The organism is Pseudomonas sp. HY2-MNA-CIBAN-0224, from assembly GCF_040310285.1.
GTDB classification, from domain to species: Bacteria; Pseudomonadota; Gammaproteobacteria; order Pseudomonadales; family Pseudomonadaceae; genus Aquipseudomonas; species Aquipseudomonas helleri.
The window spans coordinates 1-15,475 of record NZ_JBEOPQ010000004.1 but is presented as its reverse complement, the minus strand read 5'-3'; the positions used below and the strand labels follow the sequence as shown (position 1 = coordinate 15,475).

Below are 15,475 nucleotides of genomic sequence, written 5' to 3'. Positions count from 1 at the left end.
CGAAACGAGTACCTGATCCAGCTAGATCCTCACTTCAGCTCTAAAGGCTCACTCAGAAAGTCGATGAGCTTAGCCCCCAGATCAGTGGTTCTACGCGCAAGAATGCCTTCGCGCGACATTGTTGTGCCAAGGCTCTGCGTGTTGATAAGGCCGCGCTGATAAAGGTCACCCCAGATGACCTTGTAAATTTGCTCTTTGCCTTGGAGATCAGGAAACGCATGCTCAATGGCTTGAGTTATACCGCCCATGCTCCAATTTCTTGGAAACTCTACTTCGTGCTTCTGGCCCCATTCTTCAGGGCCGGCCATGAGGCTGAGCAGGCGGATGTGGGTAACCGTGCATACATCGATAAAGTTGAGGAATAGCTGTCTCAAATCCTCTTCTGGGCCATTGCCGACTGCGACGTTCAGCACTGCATTACGCAGCGCCTCCAGCTTCTCCTGCTGGTGATTCCGTATAGCCAACATCGATGCTTGGGATACCGTAGTGATGAAAGTCTCGTTCTGTTGCAAGCCTTGCTCAGTCAGTACCCCCTCTTCGATGAGATCGTTCAGCGCGTTGCCGACCTGATTCATCCATTGCACTTTTCGGTCATTCATCGGCGTATCGATGATTGAGTTGAAAATTTCGACGCCAGCTCCTCCCAAGATAGGAACTGCGCCAATCATGATTCTCGCGACGCGGTGGGCTTTCTCACCAGTTGGCTCAATTATTGGGTCGATCAGCTCGTTGTCGATCTTGTCCATTTGAAGCTCCTTCGGGGCAAGGTAGCAGAGATACCTGATACTTCATTTTTAGCCAAGTAGCAGCGCTGGCAAATGAGGCGGCGGAAGGTTAGATGAGCCGCATAACCGGCCGGTATTGGCTGACTGGTTTAAGCCGCGAGGGCATTCAGTGGTCGAGATTAGGACGTTGGAGAGCTGCAGCTATCGGCCGCGCTAGACTGATTTATCAGCATTCTCGGCGGCATACTAGACGTGAATTCGATACTGCGCGTCTAGCGCCAACTAACCAAAATAAACGTGGTGGACGCACTTCGACATGGCGGTTTAGCATCATCAGTACCCCTACCTCAAGGACGAAGCAATGACGTTAGAAATTGATCTGGAAATTACAGGCTCGTGTATGCCCATTGAACTCCGTGCGGGCTTGTCCACAATAATCGTTGGTGCGAATGGGAGCGGAAAAACCAAGTTGGCGGTGAAGTGTGAACGGCAGCTTGGGGACAAGGCACATCGCATTTCTGCTCAGCGGATGTTAGCGCTTGACCCAGCTATCGAGAAAATTAGCGAGAAGGCAGCTAGAGGACAGCTCCGTTATGGCTACGCTAAGCCGGAAGACTATGGAGGCTTTCAGCAAGCCCGCAACATGAATCGATGGGGGCAAGATCAACCACGCTTCATACTCAATGACGCTGGTGCATTGCTGCAAGTACTTTTCGCCGAACAGGCGAATACCGCTGTTAAGGCATACAACGCCTTGGCGGAAGGAACTCCGATAGAGGGCCAAGATACTTTAGTGAGAAGGCTTAAAGCTATATTTCACAGGGTTCTTCCAACACGCTGTCTGGAAATCACAGCGGACGACATCACCGTTTCCCAGGTCCTTGACAATTCGGAGGGGGATTCGTACAGCATCACGCAGATGAGCGATGGTGAAAAAGCTGTTTTTTACATCATTGGCCAAGCGTTAATTGCAGACCCTGACTCAGTTTTCATCATGGATGAGCCTGAAATTCACGTCCATCGCTCGATCCTCAGCCGTCTATGGGACGAGTTGGAGGCCGTGCGAGCAGACTGCGCTTTTCTCCTGATTACCCACGACCTTGAGTTTGCAGCGTCGCGAGCGGGCAAGAAATACGTAGCGCGCAGTTATTCACCTACCACCGGCTGGGCTATCGAAGACGTGCCCGAGGCAGAAGGATTTAGTGAGGATCTTGTTACGCTGATCTTGGGCAGTCGTAAGCCGATCCTTTTCGTAGAAGGCGAACAGTGTAGCCTAGATAATGCATTCTACCGTGCATGCTATCCAGGTTTGACCGTCGTGCCCCGTGGTGGATGCGAGAGCGTTATTCATTCTGTCGCCACGCTGCGTCGTAATGCAGCTTTCACACGGATTCAATGTGCGGGACTAGTAGACGCAGATGGACACGACGAAACTGACCGCGCCAGACTCTCCGAAATAGGCATCCAGGTTTTGCCTGTGTCGGAAATAGAAAACCTTCTGCTTCTTCCCGTCGTGTCACGCGCGATCCTTGAAATGAACGACCTCGACGGGGCCGAGTTAGAAGAAAAGCTCTCCAATCTTAAGGCAGCAATTATCGCCGATGCTTCAGACGCGAAGAACGCGAGCGAAGTAGTCCTTGGATACTGCCGTCGGCGTATCGACAGGATGCTTAAGCAAATTGATTTATCTGCGGACAAGTCGATCACGGATCTAGCCGCCAGTTACGCTGCTCGTACGAGCGAACTTGATGTCGTCGCGCTAGCAACTGAAATGGAAACTAAAATAGCGGCCGCAATCGCTACTGTTGACTTGGCCGCTCTACTCGCCATTTATGATCGAAAGAAGCCACTTTTGGCTCTGGCAGCCTCCCACTTACGCAATTGGAAAGTCGAGGTTTTTAGTGCTTGGGTCGCGCGAGCCATTCAAAGTTCGCGCGACGATCGCCTTCGCAACGCAATTCGTACAGTGATGCCGGAGATCACTACCGCTTGATACCAAGCACCCGACCTCTGTGCCTCGGTAGCGCGAGGCAGTACTGATCCGGGAACTGGCTGCTTAGGCAGTTGCCGGATCACTTGTAGCGTAAGTTTTTTGTCTGCCTGGACCATACTTGCAAACAGGCTCTCAGTACTCTTGGGTTAGTGGTAGTTCATTTCTCGTACCTTCCAGTTTTAGCGGTTTTCTGCCAATGCCGAGCGGCTGCTTTTGGCCGAAAACAGTCATTGCCTAGCTATTGGGTTTTGAGTGGCTACAATCAAAAACTGGAGGTGAGGGGAGACTGAAACTGCGCAAAACCTACCCCACAGGCCATGGTTTACCGTTTGCCTAAGCTCGAATAGCAGTACATTTTGCTATCATGCAGAATTATATTTTTCTTTTAATTACAATGGCTTACGATATTTTACGAGGGAGCATGGGGTGCTAGGGGTCGAGTGTTCGAATCACTCCGTCCCGACCATATTTCTCAATGACTTAGCCCAACTTTTGCGAGTTGGGCTTTTTCATGTCCAGGGACTTTTGCGGGGGGATCACCCCGTTATCCTCCTCAAGATTGTCAACACTGGCCCGCGCGAATCAGTTGACGATGCTTTGTTTGCCGCTTCGATCAGTTGCCCAAGCTCTGCGGTAGAATAGTGGCTCGTAATGCTTCCGCTCTTATGCCCAAGCAAAGCCTTTCGATCTTCCAGTGTCACGCCTGCTGCACGTAGCCTTCTGCCAAAGGTGTGCTTCAGGTCGTGAATGCGGATTCTGGAAAAGCCATCATGTGCCAGCCGCAAATACTTTTCCTGCCATCTCTTCGCCGCTCTGACGCGAGCCTTCTTCCAGGCTGAGCCATTCATCCGGTGAACCATTGTTTCGTCGCCTTCTCCGTCTTGCTTGCCGAAGGGGAAGACGTACAACTTGTGCTGACCTAGCTGCTTCTCAATGACCCACTTGGCCACGGTGTGGGCCATCACCAAGCGTTTGTCCCGGTTCTTAACGTTCGCCCAGAGAGTCCGTGTGGAATCAAAAAAAGCACGGTATCCAACTCCACCATCGCAATCCCCCAATACCATTAAATCTTGCAGACTTCCTGCACCCAACACCTGCTTTTAACCTTGAGCAAAGTCTCCATTTACCAGCGGACCAGCCCAACAGGCCATCGGCATGGGCAGCGAACGCCTCACCCTCAAAGGCGCGATCTACCCAGGCTTCAAAGGCGGCCTAAAACAACTCGATACCCTGCGCAGCATCGGCGCCCAGCTCCAGCCGCTGGGCCTGACCACCGGCTACGGCGACGTACTGGGCAACTGGTGTTTAAAAAACATCGAAGAAGAACAAAGCGCCTTCCTGCAAGGCGGCATCCCCCGTAAACAGGGCTTTACCTTGGAGTTTGTACGCTATGGCGACGACCTGCAGAACCGCTAGCGGCGACGTGCTCGATACCCTTTGCCAAAACTACTACGGCCACCTCAACGGCACGGTCGAAGCCGTGCTCGATGCCAACCAAGGGTTGGCCGATGAGGTACAGCCGTATCGGGCCGGGGTGGTGATTCACTTGCCAGATGTGGTGGGGGCGAGTGAGGAGGGGGTAATGTTGTGGGGTTGATGACTGCAAACGGCATCGTTTTTAAATGGCCGAGCATGAAATAGATAAAGCCTTCTCAATTAAAGGAAAGGTCTGACAGATCCTTGGCAGAACTGGCCGATACAGTCCGCGCTCTTCAAGACGTTGGCCGGCATCAATCGGCGCGGTCAGTTTTAATTAGGGAAAATACTGCATGCGCCTTATTCGTCGACAAGATCGCGAACGACTCGGAATTAGCTTCAGAAATATAGAATCACCATTCTTTGCAAAAGCGAACGTCGAGCTTGCTTTGCATTTGCCCCATACGCCTCTTAACTTATTTCATGTTGATGTGTTCGGTCGGCCAATGAGTGACCAACAAATCGTAGAGGCTGTTGAAAACGGAGATTTGTTGCTGGTCGACGCCGACCCCTTCAGTCCGTTAAGCGATGACAACTTGGGTCGGTATGCGCACATTACGGGGCAAGGCAGGCCCGGCAGTTTTCATAGCCCCGTTGAGCCGGAGAGAGAACCACTCCCGGTTTCAAAGCCAGAGTTCAGGCAGCCACTGCAAGAGCCTGGCTTCTATGTTGTTCCCAAAAGTACGACAGTCGATCAGTTAAAGGCTGCGCTGTTCTCGTCGCAATACCCCGCAGTGATGAGCAAATTTGATGCACTCAACCCCGGGCTGAGCACTGTCAATGCCGGTTCGATGATCGTATTGAGCGATCCCAACAACCTGCAATGCACCCGTGAAGAAGCGATATTGATGGCGGCCGCTGCCAAAGCCAATGAGGCGGTAAAAGCGCTTAGTCCGGAAGAAGCCAATTTTATGGTTCGGCATCGTGACGAGATCGAAACCCTTTTTGCCCAAGGTGCCACATCAATCGGGATCGGGGAGGCGATGTTTGCCAAGAACCTGGACGACGTAAAAAACCTGTTTAAAGACATTGAAGCGCTGCACATACGGTCATTCCAAGCGGATGGACATCTGCGCTCAGCAGATTTTTTTGCAGAGCGTAAGCGACTGTTGGCACAACTCAACACGAACTTGACCGCTTTAACCCGTTAAGGCATAGGTTTTCCGGACCATCCAAATTTAAAAAGTGCACTTGGCATCTCTACGCGGAGCTTGGTTCACCGCTGGACGTTGGCCGGTGGTGCAGATCAAATACCGGGATATGCCACCCATATTTACGGTGTGTCCAAGGCCTCTAAATATCTTAAGCTCGGTGGTTGGATTGGCACGGGTATTGGTGGAACTGCCTCTTACATGAAGGTTCAAGACGTTTGTTCGGCGGGTAATACTAAGGCTTGCAAGCGAATTAAGTTCACTGAAGCGGGTAGTTTTTTGGGAGGCGCCGCAGGTGGTGCGGTGGCAGGCGCAGTGTTAACAGGTTCAACTGTTGGATATGTTTGTTTCGCGATTGGTGTGCCCACGGGTGGTGTTGGGACATTGATTTGTGGTGTTGCAGTGGTAGGTGTTGCTTCTTTTGCTTCCGGCGCAATTGGTGGCGTAATCGGAGAGGAAACAGGCGATGTTATTTATGAGATAGTTAAGTGAACGTGAGCATTGCTGATCTAATATTTCTTGCCTTCTCTTTATTGATATTTGGAGGGATTTTTATGTGCGTGGGTGCATCACTTCATATGGCGTATACGTAGATGGATTTGATGTTGGCGCATTTAAAAAAATCTTCTGCTATTCGGCTTCATATTCCACTTAAAAATGGTGGGCCTTGGGGGATGCTCCTATTGGTAGGGTGGATAGCCGGAGTGGTAACATTTCCGGGGTTTTACTTAAAGCGAGGGGAAGTCAGCATAGAAGAACTGGATGCATTTCCCGTGCGTCTTAAACGAAAGTTGGCCCTGATAAAGTGGTCTTCGATAGTGCTTTTAGCTGCAATGATTTTACTGTTCATTTTTAGAAAGTCGAGGTTGCTAAAATAGACTTTGTGAGAGTTTTCGAATAGCGCAGCGTTGCACTTAAATGTATAGCCCACCATCGAGTGGGCTTTTTCATGTCTGGAGTTTGCCCGTGACCCCCACCTTTCGCATCGTCGCAGACGGCGCAGACATCACTTCGTTGATCAATGACCGCCTGCTATTAATGCGCACCACGGATAAACCCGGCATGGAGTCCGACGACTTCGAACTGCGCATCGATGACCGCGACAGTGCCGTCTCCTTGCCAAATCGCGGGGCCAGTATCGAAATCTTCCTTGGCTAGACCGGCACAGTGCTGGCCCGGTTGGGCCGTTACACCGTGGATGAAGTTGAGTTGTCAGGCCCACCCGACACCTTGGTGATCCGAGGCAAAGCCAGCGACATGCGCGGCAGCTGCAAAACTGCACACAGTGGCAGTTGGGAAGGCGTCAGCTTGGGCAGTATCGTCAACGACGTAGCAGCGCGAAATAGTTGGTTGCCCATTTGCCCGGTGACGACCGAAGTGCTCCGGGCTGACCAACTGAGCAAGTCAGACTGCAACAACAACGAAGACGCGCCTGAGGGGCTACCTCCCGTATACACCGACCGGCATATCTACCCAAACGAATCTGCCGCCGAACAAGCGGCCAAATCTCGGCTGACAGCCTTCAACCGCTTTACCGCTGCTGTTCGACTGGAAATGCCCGGGCGTACCGACCTGTTCGCCGGGCGCAGTATCAACGCCCAAGGCTTCCAGACAGGGCTCGATGGCGAGTACCTGGTGGACTCGGTTGAGCAGGTCTTCACCCAAAGCGGCTGGAGCACCACCGTTGAATGCAACGGGGGAAGCAAGGGGAAGCCAAGGCCAGTGGTTTGAAGCCTGTAGTGCCGCTGAAAATCGTTGACCTCTGACCATCAAAACCCCAAACCCAACCCGCTCTCTGATTTCGTATAAAGCTTAGAAGAAGTACTTAAGGCGTCGGTATTTGTCATACATGGCTGTCGGTGGTTATCTGGGAATGAGCTGGTAGCAGCTCAATAACGTCACAGAAGAGTTTTCGCTGCTTCCAGTCATTGCGATCGCCAATCACATACAAGCGGCGCTTGGCCCGGGTGGCAGCGACGTTGAGCAGGTTAGGCTTGGACACTGCCCATTCGCGAGCGCCGCCGTTTTCACTGCTCCCACCCAGGACAAGTATGATTATTGCAGCCTCTTTACCTTGCATGGTGTGAATCGTACCGCGCACGATCTTGGTATCTAAGCGATCCCTAAGCTGGTTGCGCACGTCCTGAAAGGGCGTGATAACTGCGATGCTATCCAGCGGCACTCCGTAGCTATCTAGCAATGCCAGCAAACGTTCGAGCGCCTTGCCTTCATTGTCGACCCAATTGCCAGAGGAGCGGCCACTTGCGTGCACCCAGCCGGTGAGTAGACCGGCAGGAGTTTCTTTGACGGGAGAAGGCTCGATGGTGCCATAGACCATGGCTCCGTCGTAGGCGATGCGATTAGCCAGGTCGAACATTGGTTTGTCACAGCGGCGATGCACCACCAGCGGCAGGCCGACCCAGTGTTTCTTGTCCTTGGGACCAGCCATGCGACCCCAAGGGGTGGCCTGGTCGGCTAAGGTTTGGGCTGACTGGCGATTGGGTAGCCAGTGTGCATCGACTTGATAGCGGGTACGCATGTGTTCGAGTACGGCATCAGATACGGTGACGATCGGTTCCAATTGCAACGGATCACCGACCAGCACAGCCCGGCGCGAACGCCATAGGGCACCCACTGCAGCCTGCGGTGTAGCTTGACCTGCTTCGTCCACCAACAGCCAGCCAATCTCTGCGCAACCAAGGCTACCGAAGGAGCGGGCGAACGAGGCGAAGGTACTGCTGAGCACCGGTACTACCATGAACAGCGAGGCCCATGCAGAACGTACCACGGACTTGGACACCCCCCGATACTGACTGCCAGTAAGCGTGCTGGTGATGAAGTCCAGGTTAGCGCGTAAACGCGAGGCTTCGATCTGGAAGAAGACGCGGTGCAGCTTGAGCGCTTCGATGAATACCTGTGCCCGAGCCTGACGCCAGCCTTCGACTATCCAGGGTTCGAGCAGCTCGATCTCGCTGCCTCTGCCGATCTGACCTTGTTCGAGCCAGACCTGCAAATGCTTCGCCTTGCCCGCTTGGGCAATGCTGCGAGCTTTGTCGAGTTGCAGGGCGGCGTGGAGCACGGCTTCATTGATCTCCTGTTCGTCTCTAGCCAATTGTTGATTGAGTTCGATGAGCCGGCCGCTTAGCCGCTGTGCCTGGCGTTGCGCACAGTCGAAGGCGTCCTTGGCCAAGCTGCAAGTGCTATTGAGCAGTCGTTGCCGAGCTGCCCACGTGCGATAAGCACCCCAAAGGCTGAATAGGTTGGCGAGAAAACCAGGTTTTTTTGCAAGGTGTGCTTCGAGAGCCTGGAGTTCGCGTTGCAGTTGCTCGCGAGCGGGCGTGAGTTGCAGTGTTTCCAGCGTAGCTTGTTCGTCATCAAGACCGCTGCGTTGGGTCAGACGGACTTGGCGCTCCTTTTCCTTCTGTTGTACTCGGGCTTTGGCACTGATCACTGCCTGAACCCGTTCCAGAATGTCGCTGACTTGAGTGCGTATCGCTTGTTCGGCGTTCTTGGCGTCCTGGTATTGCTTTACGGCGGTGCGCCAGAAATTGGTTTTTTCGGCGGACGAGAGCAACTTCATTTGTGGTACTTGCTCGGACAACCATTCGCGCATGCCCTTGGGGGCTGGCTTGTCTTGCGTGTTGTTCGCTACGGATGCGTCGGGCGTTGGGTCGCCGTCCGGGAGATCTTCGTCCAAGATACCGTTGTCGAGGGCCTCTGGTTGGGAGAGTGTGGATTCGTCTTGGGTCTTATTAGGTGGACGCTTGCCATAGAAGAAGCGATCGACGAACTGGGTACGTTTGGCTTTGCTGCCCAATGCCGCAGAGATCATTGCCCAAGCCGGTTTGCCGCTGGTGAGTTCGCCCAGTTCGCTGAAGTATTCGGCATCGGGCAGCCAGGATGGGTCTACCTTATCCTGCTGGGGCAACTCGAGAGTAACGTTCTCCACGGCACCATTGTTGGAGGAGGCTACCACCATTTCGAAGCCAAACAGGCGGGGGTTGAGCTGATAGGCAAAGCGTTCGCGTCCGCCATCGTTGGCGGATTCGCGACCATCGTGGATGAAGGCGTCCGAGGCCTTGGTCAACGAGGCCAGTACGTCGGCTCGCTGTGTCACCACTGCTGCGATCAGGTCGCGGAGCAGGGTGGTCTTCCCGGTACCTGGCGGACCGTTAACGCCCATTATGCCGGTGTTGTTACTGAGGTTTTGGAGCAGGCTGTTGACTGCCAATTGTTGGGAGTGCACTAACCCCAAATGTCTTTCGGCAGGCCAGCAGCCGGTCGCATAGCGCGAGGGGGCGAGGCGATCAATCAGAGCCAGATCTGCTTCGGGCTTGTCGAGGTGCAGGCGCTGAGTGGTGTCGTGATGACTCAGGTAGCGGGCCAACGGTTCGCTGGTTTCGCCACGGGCCAGGGCATCGGCCATGTCGGCCAAATCGCTTAGCAGGAAACTGTTGAGCGGATCGTCTTCTTGTTTGGGTTTGTTCGGGTTGATCGGTGCTGAGCGGAAGCGATGTTTGCGCGACTCGTCTGCGAAAAACTTGTCGAGTCCCAAGGTTTGACGAATATAGCTTGTTAGGCGTGACAGGTCAGCAGCGTGGACCACGCCACTGAGCAGACCTTTAGCCTGTTCGCGGAGGGAGTCCTGGGTCTCCTCGAAGCCGCGTGTCCAATCTTTCTTGTTGATGGCGCAGCCGACGAACCATGCCTCGCTGGATAGCACCAAGCTATCAACCACCATCATGCCTTGATCGTTGAACTTGAGTGCGTACAGGGCGGTGAGCCTTTGTTGTGGCTCCTTGTAGCCTTGGTCAGCGCCGTAGAGAGTCTCTAGCTGGCGAGAAACATCCAGGTTGTTGTAGAGGTGTGCGTAGAGCGTGTGGCTCCATACGCGTTTGTTCGGCAGGCGCTGTCGGCTCAGAGGATTGGCTGGCATCCACGGCAGGATTTGGGTCGAGGTGGGGATGTCTTGGAAAAACGGCTGGTAGTCGCTGTCGCGCTTTTTCAGCTTTGGGACTGCCTGAGGTTGCAGCAGTTCGACGGCGTGCCAATAACGGACGATATTTTGCGAATTCATTCACGACGTCCTTGAAAGCGCTGGGGCTTGGATTCCTGGCAGGGAGGATATCAGGCATGTTGCATCGCTTGATGGCGCCCGGCGCGCAAAAGTGATGCTAATCGTGAGCCGGGTCTCTTACCTGAGGGAAACCAGGTGGCGTAGTTGTGGGTGTAATCCTCTTCCAGATCGATGACTTCTTCGCGGATGCCGGGTACTACATCCGGTTCTCGGTCGAAGGCTGGGCGCAATTCGCGCTTTGCTAGCTCTTGGACCACGTAGGCCATGCCTTGCCATTTGTGGCGCCAGGCCAGCAGCTGTGGCCGAGTCTCAATGACATAGATCGGCGCGTCGAGTCCTTCGTGTAGGTTCGGAACACGGTAGGAGGCATTCATCAGGCTGGGCATGAGAACTTCGCCGCTCTCACTCGCGCCTTCTTCCAGGCTGAATCATTCATCCGATGCATGGCGGTACTGTCGCAAGGAAACCTTCATTCCTTGCTGGTGCCCCACTGCTTATCCACGATCGACTTGGCCACGCTGTTGAGCACCATGAGGCGCTCATCACCGCTATCTCCCAATCCCATATGGCATCTGCTCAAACAAGTACGCAGTGCTGAATGTGTAAGACTTTTCGACAAATCCTGACGGAGTTTTGCTGGCAGAGGAGGGTGTCGCCTTTGGCCTTGTCGGTTGTCGATCTTTCTCCGTGGCACCTGCACGCAATGCTGTTGCGGCAGCCCAAAGCACACCCTGCAAATGGGGCTCTACTGGCCGGCAGGCCTGATTGGCCGTGCGGTTGGACGTATTCGCACTGCATGAATCCAAGCCCGCAGGTGCATGGTTGAGTTTGATTACTACCCCCAACGCATCGGTAGGGGACGGGGTGACCCGCGGCGGCGATTTGCCCGACTGCAGGCCTTGACACAAGATCAAGGACTGACCGCTGTTTGTGATTTATTGGAAACACGCTCACGCTCATCGTTGCCGGTGAACGTTAGTTTCACCGCCGTGGCGTTGCTGGCAGGGAGGCACGCAGATGGTAAATCTGCATCCGTGCTGGTATCGCAAATTTACGATTGTTCAGCCTGGATCTGGAGGTCGATAATGAATGGCATGAATCGCAGGCGTTTTATCGTTGGCGCCGGGGTTGCTGGCACTTGCGTGCTGTTTGGGAGCAGTTCGCTATTCTCGATGAATCCAACACTGCCAGCTGCCCGCTCCGGGGTCGCACGATTTACCCGTCTGGATGTCAGTGCCCAAGACTTCCCGGTCGGCATTCTGCAGGACTACAGCAATGCCATTGCCACGATGTTGAGCCTGCCGCCGCAAGATCCACGCAACTGGTACCGCCAGGCCCTTGTCCATCTTCTCGATTGCCCACACATAAACTGGTGGTTTCTGCCGTGGCATCAGGTCTATCTTGGCTGGTTCGAGAAAATCTGCCGGGACTTGAGCGGTAACAGTGCATTCGCACTTCCGTACTGGAACTGGACCCACGTGCAGCGTGCGCCCGAGGAATTTTTTTCAGCTGGGCTGGACCCGACCAGTGATATGTTCCAGCAATCCATGTATGTGTTCAGGGACAAGCTCGACGAGACCCTGGACGGAATCTGGAGCGGGCTCAGTGATCGACAACGCGTGCTGTTGGGGCTGCGCGGCTACACCGAACTGGAGATCCTCGCCCCGGAGGTGCGGCTGTATTTTATGCAGAACAACAATTCAAGGGATCTTAGCCAGGCCAATCCGGAGTTCGACGACGATAGTAAACAAGGCACCAGCGCAGAGTCTATTCACCGAGTATTTGCATCGCGAAAATTCGTCGGCTTCGGTGGTCAACTGGCACCGCACCATAGCGTATTCAGCGGCTCGGATTTATTGGAGAGCTTGCCGCATAACTCGGTGCATGCCGCGGTCGGCGGTACGATGCTTTCGATGTTCTCGCCAATTGATCCGCTGTTCTATCTGCACCACGCCAATGTCGATCGGCTCTGGCAGGTGTGGACTGAAATGCAGACGTCCGAAGACCTCCCTGGTCACCCCGAGCCCGAGCAATTCGAGGCCTGGGCGGGGGAGTATTTTGAATTCTTCAGCGACGAGCATGCGGCGCCGGTACGCGACCTCCCGCTCCAGCACTATCTGCAGGCTGATCGTTTCGACTATTCCTATCATCCGTTGATTGTGGGTGAGACGCGGCCCTTGCCACTGGCGCCGGTACGCAGCGGTACGGTATACGACTCCATATTGAGCGCCAATAGCATAGGCGCAGGCCAAACCATCGATGCTCAGGTGGACGTCCCCGCTGCGGTGCTGCTGGATGCACTGGACCGGGATGGAGCTTCACTGCTTGTGGATGTTCGTATGGAGTATCCGGTACCTGCCAGTGCCTGGGAGTTGGAGCTGCTGCTCATGCCAAACAGCAGCTATCCTGCGCCCTCCGTATCGATCGGTAAGCTGAAAATTCTGGACATGCGCATGCCGCATGCAAACGATCAACATGGACATCACCCTGCAGGCTCATTCGCTCTCAGCGTGAATGCGGCATTGAGCCGGCTGCATGGCACCGGCGGACTGGATACAAACACCGCGCTCAAGCTTGCACTCAACGCAAGTTTGAGCGGACTACGGCCGCCGCAAAGCAATGCACTTCAGATCCATGGCATGCAGGTTCGGGTTGTGGGCTAGTTGCGTAGCCAAGCTGTCTGAGGTCACACCGGCGCTTTACAACAAGTTTGCCCGGACCAAAGCCTTTCACTGGATCGGTGTATAAATCCGGGCTTATCTTTACCAATCTTGGCGTGCGGCCACTATTGGCTAGTTTGAGGATGGGTAACAGAAAGCCCGCTGAGTAGCGGGCTTGGATTTAAATCGAAAAGGTACTCTCAAGCAGCTTTCGATGGGGTCAAATTTTTCTTCAGGCGTGCTTTGAGAGTAAGCATTTGATCCCCGAGCTCATCAAGTTTGGCTTTTCCCAAAATCTTTTTCGCGTGAGGGAACATGTCGGTTTCTTCTTCTTCAATGTGGTGTTCCAAGAGTTCTTTGATCACTTTCACGCGACCGGCGAACTCCGGGCTTGTCGGATCTGTGTCCTTCAGGTCAGGCAGTACCAGGGAGTCGACTGTGCGATGCTCCTCTTTGGCCTCATAGTACATTTCTGCCTCAGCTTTCCCGCCTGCAGCTTTATAGGCCGGGTAAAGGATTTCCTCCTCAAGCTGGGTATGAATGCTTACTTCCAGTTCAAGCTTTTCCAAAAGCTCCGTGCGTTTCTTGACGGCCCGATCAGTCGACTCGCTTAACTGACTAAGAATGCCTTTTACTTTTTCGTGGTCGGCTTTCAGAAGGTCGATGGCGTTCATGGTATTCCCTCACTATCACGGATGGTTGGTGCCGATCTTTGCCGGCAATGTCCTTATGCCTGTCGCATTTGCCGTGCCAGTTTTCCAAGAATTTTTTTTCGCTTAAATTCAGTCGGTTGCGGTGGATGGTGGCTAATGGCGCTCATGCAGCATGCCCGATGCTGTCTTTAGGATGATGCATAAATCCCTGCTCAATTGTTCAAACGGGATTACACCTCACTTAGTCGTCATTTTAATGAACGCTTCCTGTGCAGGCTGGTCAACCTCATACCACCCCAGCGAGCGCTTAGCTGTGGTGACTTCTTCATAAAGTCTGCTTGATTGGGTCAGCAACGTATTCGCTATAAGCGGGCTAAAGGATTCTGAAAGCCCTGCCTTAGCACTGCCCGGTCTGACAGAGGTTTGATCAGCACACTCGCTCCGCCACGTCTACAGAGGGAATAACTGATGACTTACAGAAAACCATTTGCCGCTTTAACCATCGGGCTGCTTTGCTCACTGTCCAGCCTGTCCTTTGCCGCCGATGAGCCTAGCGTGACTCTTGATCGACCAGGTGCCGGCGCAGTGGAAATGAAGATTGGCGATATAGTCCCGGCTGAATATCAACGTGAGAGCCTGGAAATCAAAGACTGGAAAAATCGCAAGCTTAAAGCTCCTGAGCAGCATGAGCAGTGGGTGGAGATCAAGGGCAAATACATATTGATTAGCGTCCCTACCGGGACCATTAAAGAGATGGTCGACAAGTAATGAAATAGCGCTGGCCTGAGGTCGAGCGCTTCTTTCAGAGCGCATGCATTTCGGCCAGGTCAGCACTGTTGCTGCCACTCAAAGAAAATCCCGCTCGGCGGCGTAATGCTGTTCACTTATGAGATGCGTACGAGTAACTGAACTGCCCCCCAAAAGTTGGACAGATTAACTAGCGCCCTGCGCAGCCTGAGTCCTGTATCCCACAGGGCTTAGGCTGTTGAGTGTTAGTTTGATGCGGTCATGGTTGTAATAATGGATGTATTCATCCAGCCCCGCCTTCAGCGCCTCAACGCTTTCAAATCGCTTCAAGTAGAAAAACTCGGATTTCAGCGTACCAAAGAAACTTTCCATCGCGGCATTGTCCAGACAGTTTCCTTTGCGCGACATGCTCTGTTTAACCCCGAGCTTGGCCAGTTTATGGCGGTATTGGGAGTGCTGGTAATGCCATCCTTGGTCAGAGTGGATGACCAGCTTTGGCTCGCTCTGCAAACGCTTGAAGGCCTTATCCAACATATTGTCGACCAGCGCCAGGCAGGGCCGGGTTGCCATTTCATACGCGACGATTTCGCGGTTGTACAAATCCATAACAGGCGAAAGATAGAGCTTTTGCTGAGCAACCTTGAACTCTGTAACGTCCGTTACCCACTTCTGGTTAGGGCGCTGAGCGATGAAGTTGCGCTCCAATAGATTCGGTGCGGTCCTGCCGACAGCCCCTCGATACGAGCGATACTTTTTGGGACGCACAATCGAACGCAGTCCCAGCTCAACCATCAACCGCTCCACGAGCTTTTTGTTGACCAAAGTGCCCAAGCTCCTGATCACAGCTGTAATGCGCCGATACCCATAAAGGCCTTTCTCCTGGTCATACACACGCTGTACCAGCTCTTTGAGCGAGGCGTGCTTATCTGGGCGCTGTTGTGCCTGGACTTGATAGTAAAACGTACTGCGCGCCACACCCGCCAGCTTCAGTAG

Annotated in this window: 11 protein-coding genes and 4 pseudogenes; 8 read left to right on the top strand and 7 right to left on the bottom strand. The window is 53.7% G+C overall.

What is annotated here, in order from left to right; genetic code table 11:
- Positions 1–29: 29 nt before the first annotated feature.
- Entirely contained in the window at positions 30–746 is a 717-nt protein-coding gene (locus AAEZ03_RS03980) for a hypothetical protein (protein WP_350576230.1), read from the bottom strand.
- A gap of 340 nt (positions 747–1,086) precedes the next feature.
- Here AAEZ03_RS03980 and AAEZ03_RS03975 point away from each other — a divergent pair, with 340 nt between their 5' ends.
- Complete coding sequence (locus tag AAEZ03_RS03975; protein ID WP_350576227.1) at positions 1,087–2,718, top strand: AAA family ATPase; 1,632 nt, start codon at positions 1,087–1,089, stop codon at positions 2,716–2,718.
- A gap of 536 nt (positions 2,719–3,254) precedes the next feature.
- On the opposite strand, the pseudogene AAEZ03_RS03970 reads toward AAEZ03_RS03975, so the two are convergent.
- Positions 3,255–3,832 (bottom strand): annotated as a pseudogene (locus AAEZ03_RS03970) (tyrosine-type recombinase/integrase); the annotation flags it as partial.
- Positions 3,833–3,852: 20 nt separating this feature from the next.
- On the opposite strand from AAEZ03_RS03970, the pseudogene AAEZ03_RS03965 reads away from it, so the two are divergent.
- From AAEZ03_RS03965 to AAEZ03_RS03945, 5 genes and pseudogenes are all read left to right on the top strand, one after another.
- Positions 3,853–4,134: pseudogene (locus tag AAEZ03_RS03965) on the top strand (phage tail protein); the annotation flags it as partial.
- Positions 4,109–4,315 (top strand): tail protein X, encoded by a 207-nt coding sequence (locus AAEZ03_RS03960; protein WP_055103924.1) that lies wholly within the window; start codon positions 4,109–4,111, stop codon positions 4,313–4,315. The pseudogene AAEZ03_RS03965 and the gene AAEZ03_RS03960, both read left to right, overlap by 26 nt.
- A 172-nt stretch (positions 4,316–4,487) precedes the next feature.
- On the top strand, positions 4,488–5,345 hold the full coding sequence (locus tag AAEZ03_RS03955) for a hypothetical protein (RefSeq protein WP_350576224.1): 858 nt from the start codon (positions 4,488–4,490) through the stop codon (positions 5,343–5,345).
- A gap of 201 nt (positions 5,346–5,546) precedes the next feature.
- Positions 5,547–5,837 (top strand): hypothetical protein, encoded by a 291-nt coding sequence (locus tag AAEZ03_RS03950; RefSeq protein ID WP_350576221.1) that lies wholly within the window; start codon positions 5,547–5,549, stop codon positions 5,835–5,837.
- Positions 5,838–6,311: 474 nt separating this feature from the next.
- Positions 6,312–7,111, top strand: a pseudogene (locus tag AAEZ03_RS03945) (phage late control D family protein).
- Between the two features lie 77 nt (positions 7,112–7,188).
- Here AAEZ03_RS03945 and AAEZ03_RS03940 read toward each other — a convergent pair.
- The 3 genes and pseudogenes from AAEZ03_RS03940 to AAEZ03_RS03930 all read right to left on the bottom strand — a co-directional run.
- Entirely contained in the window at positions 7,189–10,422 is a 3,234-nt protein-coding gene (locus tag AAEZ03_RS03940) for an AAA domain-containing protein (RefSeq protein ID WP_350576219.1), read from the bottom strand.
- A 50-nt stretch (positions 10,423–10,472) separates the two neighbouring features.
- Complete coding sequence (locus tag AAEZ03_RS03935; protein WP_350576216.1) at positions 10,473–10,808, bottom strand: hypothetical protein; 336 nt, start codon at positions 10,806–10,808, stop codon at positions 10,473–10,475.
- Between the two features lie 5 nt (positions 10,809–10,813).
- Positions 10,814–10,972 (bottom strand): annotated as a pseudogene (locus AAEZ03_RS03930) (tyrosine-type recombinase/integrase); the annotation flags it as partial.
- A gap of 535 nt (positions 10,973–11,507) precedes the next feature.
- On the opposite strand from AAEZ03_RS03930, the gene AAEZ03_RS03925 reads away from it, so the two are divergent.
- Positions 11,508–13,085, top strand: coding sequence for a tyrosinase family protein (locus AAEZ03_RS03925; protein ID WP_350576215.1), 1,578 nt, complete (start codon positions 11,508–11,510; stop codon positions 13,083–13,085).
- A 197-nt stretch (positions 13,086–13,282) separates the two neighbouring features.
- Here the strand turns inward: AAEZ03_RS03925 and AAEZ03_RS03920 are convergent, their stop codons facing one another.
- A complete protein-coding gene (locus AAEZ03_RS03920; RefSeq protein ID WP_350576213.1) occupies positions 13,283–13,756 on the bottom strand; it encodes a PA2171 family ribosome-binding persister protein in 474 nt (157 codons plus the stop codon).
- A gap of 447 nt (positions 13,757–14,203) precedes the next feature.
- On the opposite strand from AAEZ03_RS03920, the gene AAEZ03_RS03915 reads away from it, so the two are divergent.
- The gene (locus AAEZ03_RS03915; RefSeq protein ID WP_350576210.1) at positions 14,204–14,503 is read left to right on the top strand and encodes an RcnB family protein; all 300 of its coding nucleotides are present in this window, start codon (positions 14,204–14,206) and stop codon (positions 14,501–14,503) included.
- A gap of 165 nt (positions 14,504–14,668) precedes the next feature.
- Here AAEZ03_RS03915 and AAEZ03_RS03910 read toward each other — a convergent pair.
- A partial coding sequence (locus tag AAEZ03_RS03910; RefSeq protein WP_350576208.1) for an IS3 family transposase occupies positions 14,669–15,475 on the bottom strand: 807 nt, incomplete at its 5' end.

What these genes read in the sequence shown, in the direction of transcription:
- AAEZ03_RS03935 (WP_350576216.1), bottom strand. Translation starts at nt 10,808, where the DNA reads ATGCCCAGCCTGATGAATGCCTCCTACCGTGTTCCGAACCTACACGAA.
- AAEZ03_RS03950 (WP_350576221.1), top strand. Translation starts at nt 5,547, where the DNA reads ATGAAGGTTCAAGACGTTTGTTCGGCGGGTAATACTAAGGCTTGCAAG.
- AAEZ03_RS03955 (WP_350576224.1), top strand. Translation starts at nt 4,488, where the DNA reads ATGCGCCTTATTCGTCGACAAGATCGCGAACGACTCGGAATTAGCTTC.
- AAEZ03_RS03975 (WP_350576227.1), top strand. Translation starts at nt 1,087, where the DNA reads ATGACGTTAGAAATTGATCTGGAAATTACAGGCTCGTGTATGCCCATT.
- AAEZ03_RS03940 (WP_350576219.1), bottom strand. Translation starts at nt 10,422, where the DNA reads ATGAATTCGCAAAATATCGTCCGTTATTGGCACGCCGTCGAACTGCTG.
- AAEZ03_RS03925 (WP_350576215.1), top strand. Translation starts at nt 11,508, where the DNA reads ATGAATGGCATGAATCGCAGGCGTTTTATCGTTGGCGCCGGGGTTGCT.
- AAEZ03_RS03915 (WP_350576210.1), top strand. Translation starts at nt 14,204, where the DNA reads ATGACTTACAGAAAACCATTTGCCGCTTTAACCATCGGGCTGCTTTGC.
- AAEZ03_RS03960 (WP_055103924.1), top strand. Translation starts at nt 4,109, where the DNA reads ATGGCGACGACCTGCAGAACCGCTAGCGGCGACGTGCTCGATACCCTT.
- AAEZ03_RS03920 (WP_350576213.1), bottom strand. Translation starts at nt 13,756, where the DNA reads ATGAACGCCATCGACCTTCTGAAAGCCGACCACGAAAAAGTAAAAGGC.
- AAEZ03_RS03980 (WP_350576230.1), bottom strand. Translation starts at nt 746, where the DNA reads ATGGACAAGATCGACAACGAGCTGATCGACCCAATAATTGAGCCAACT.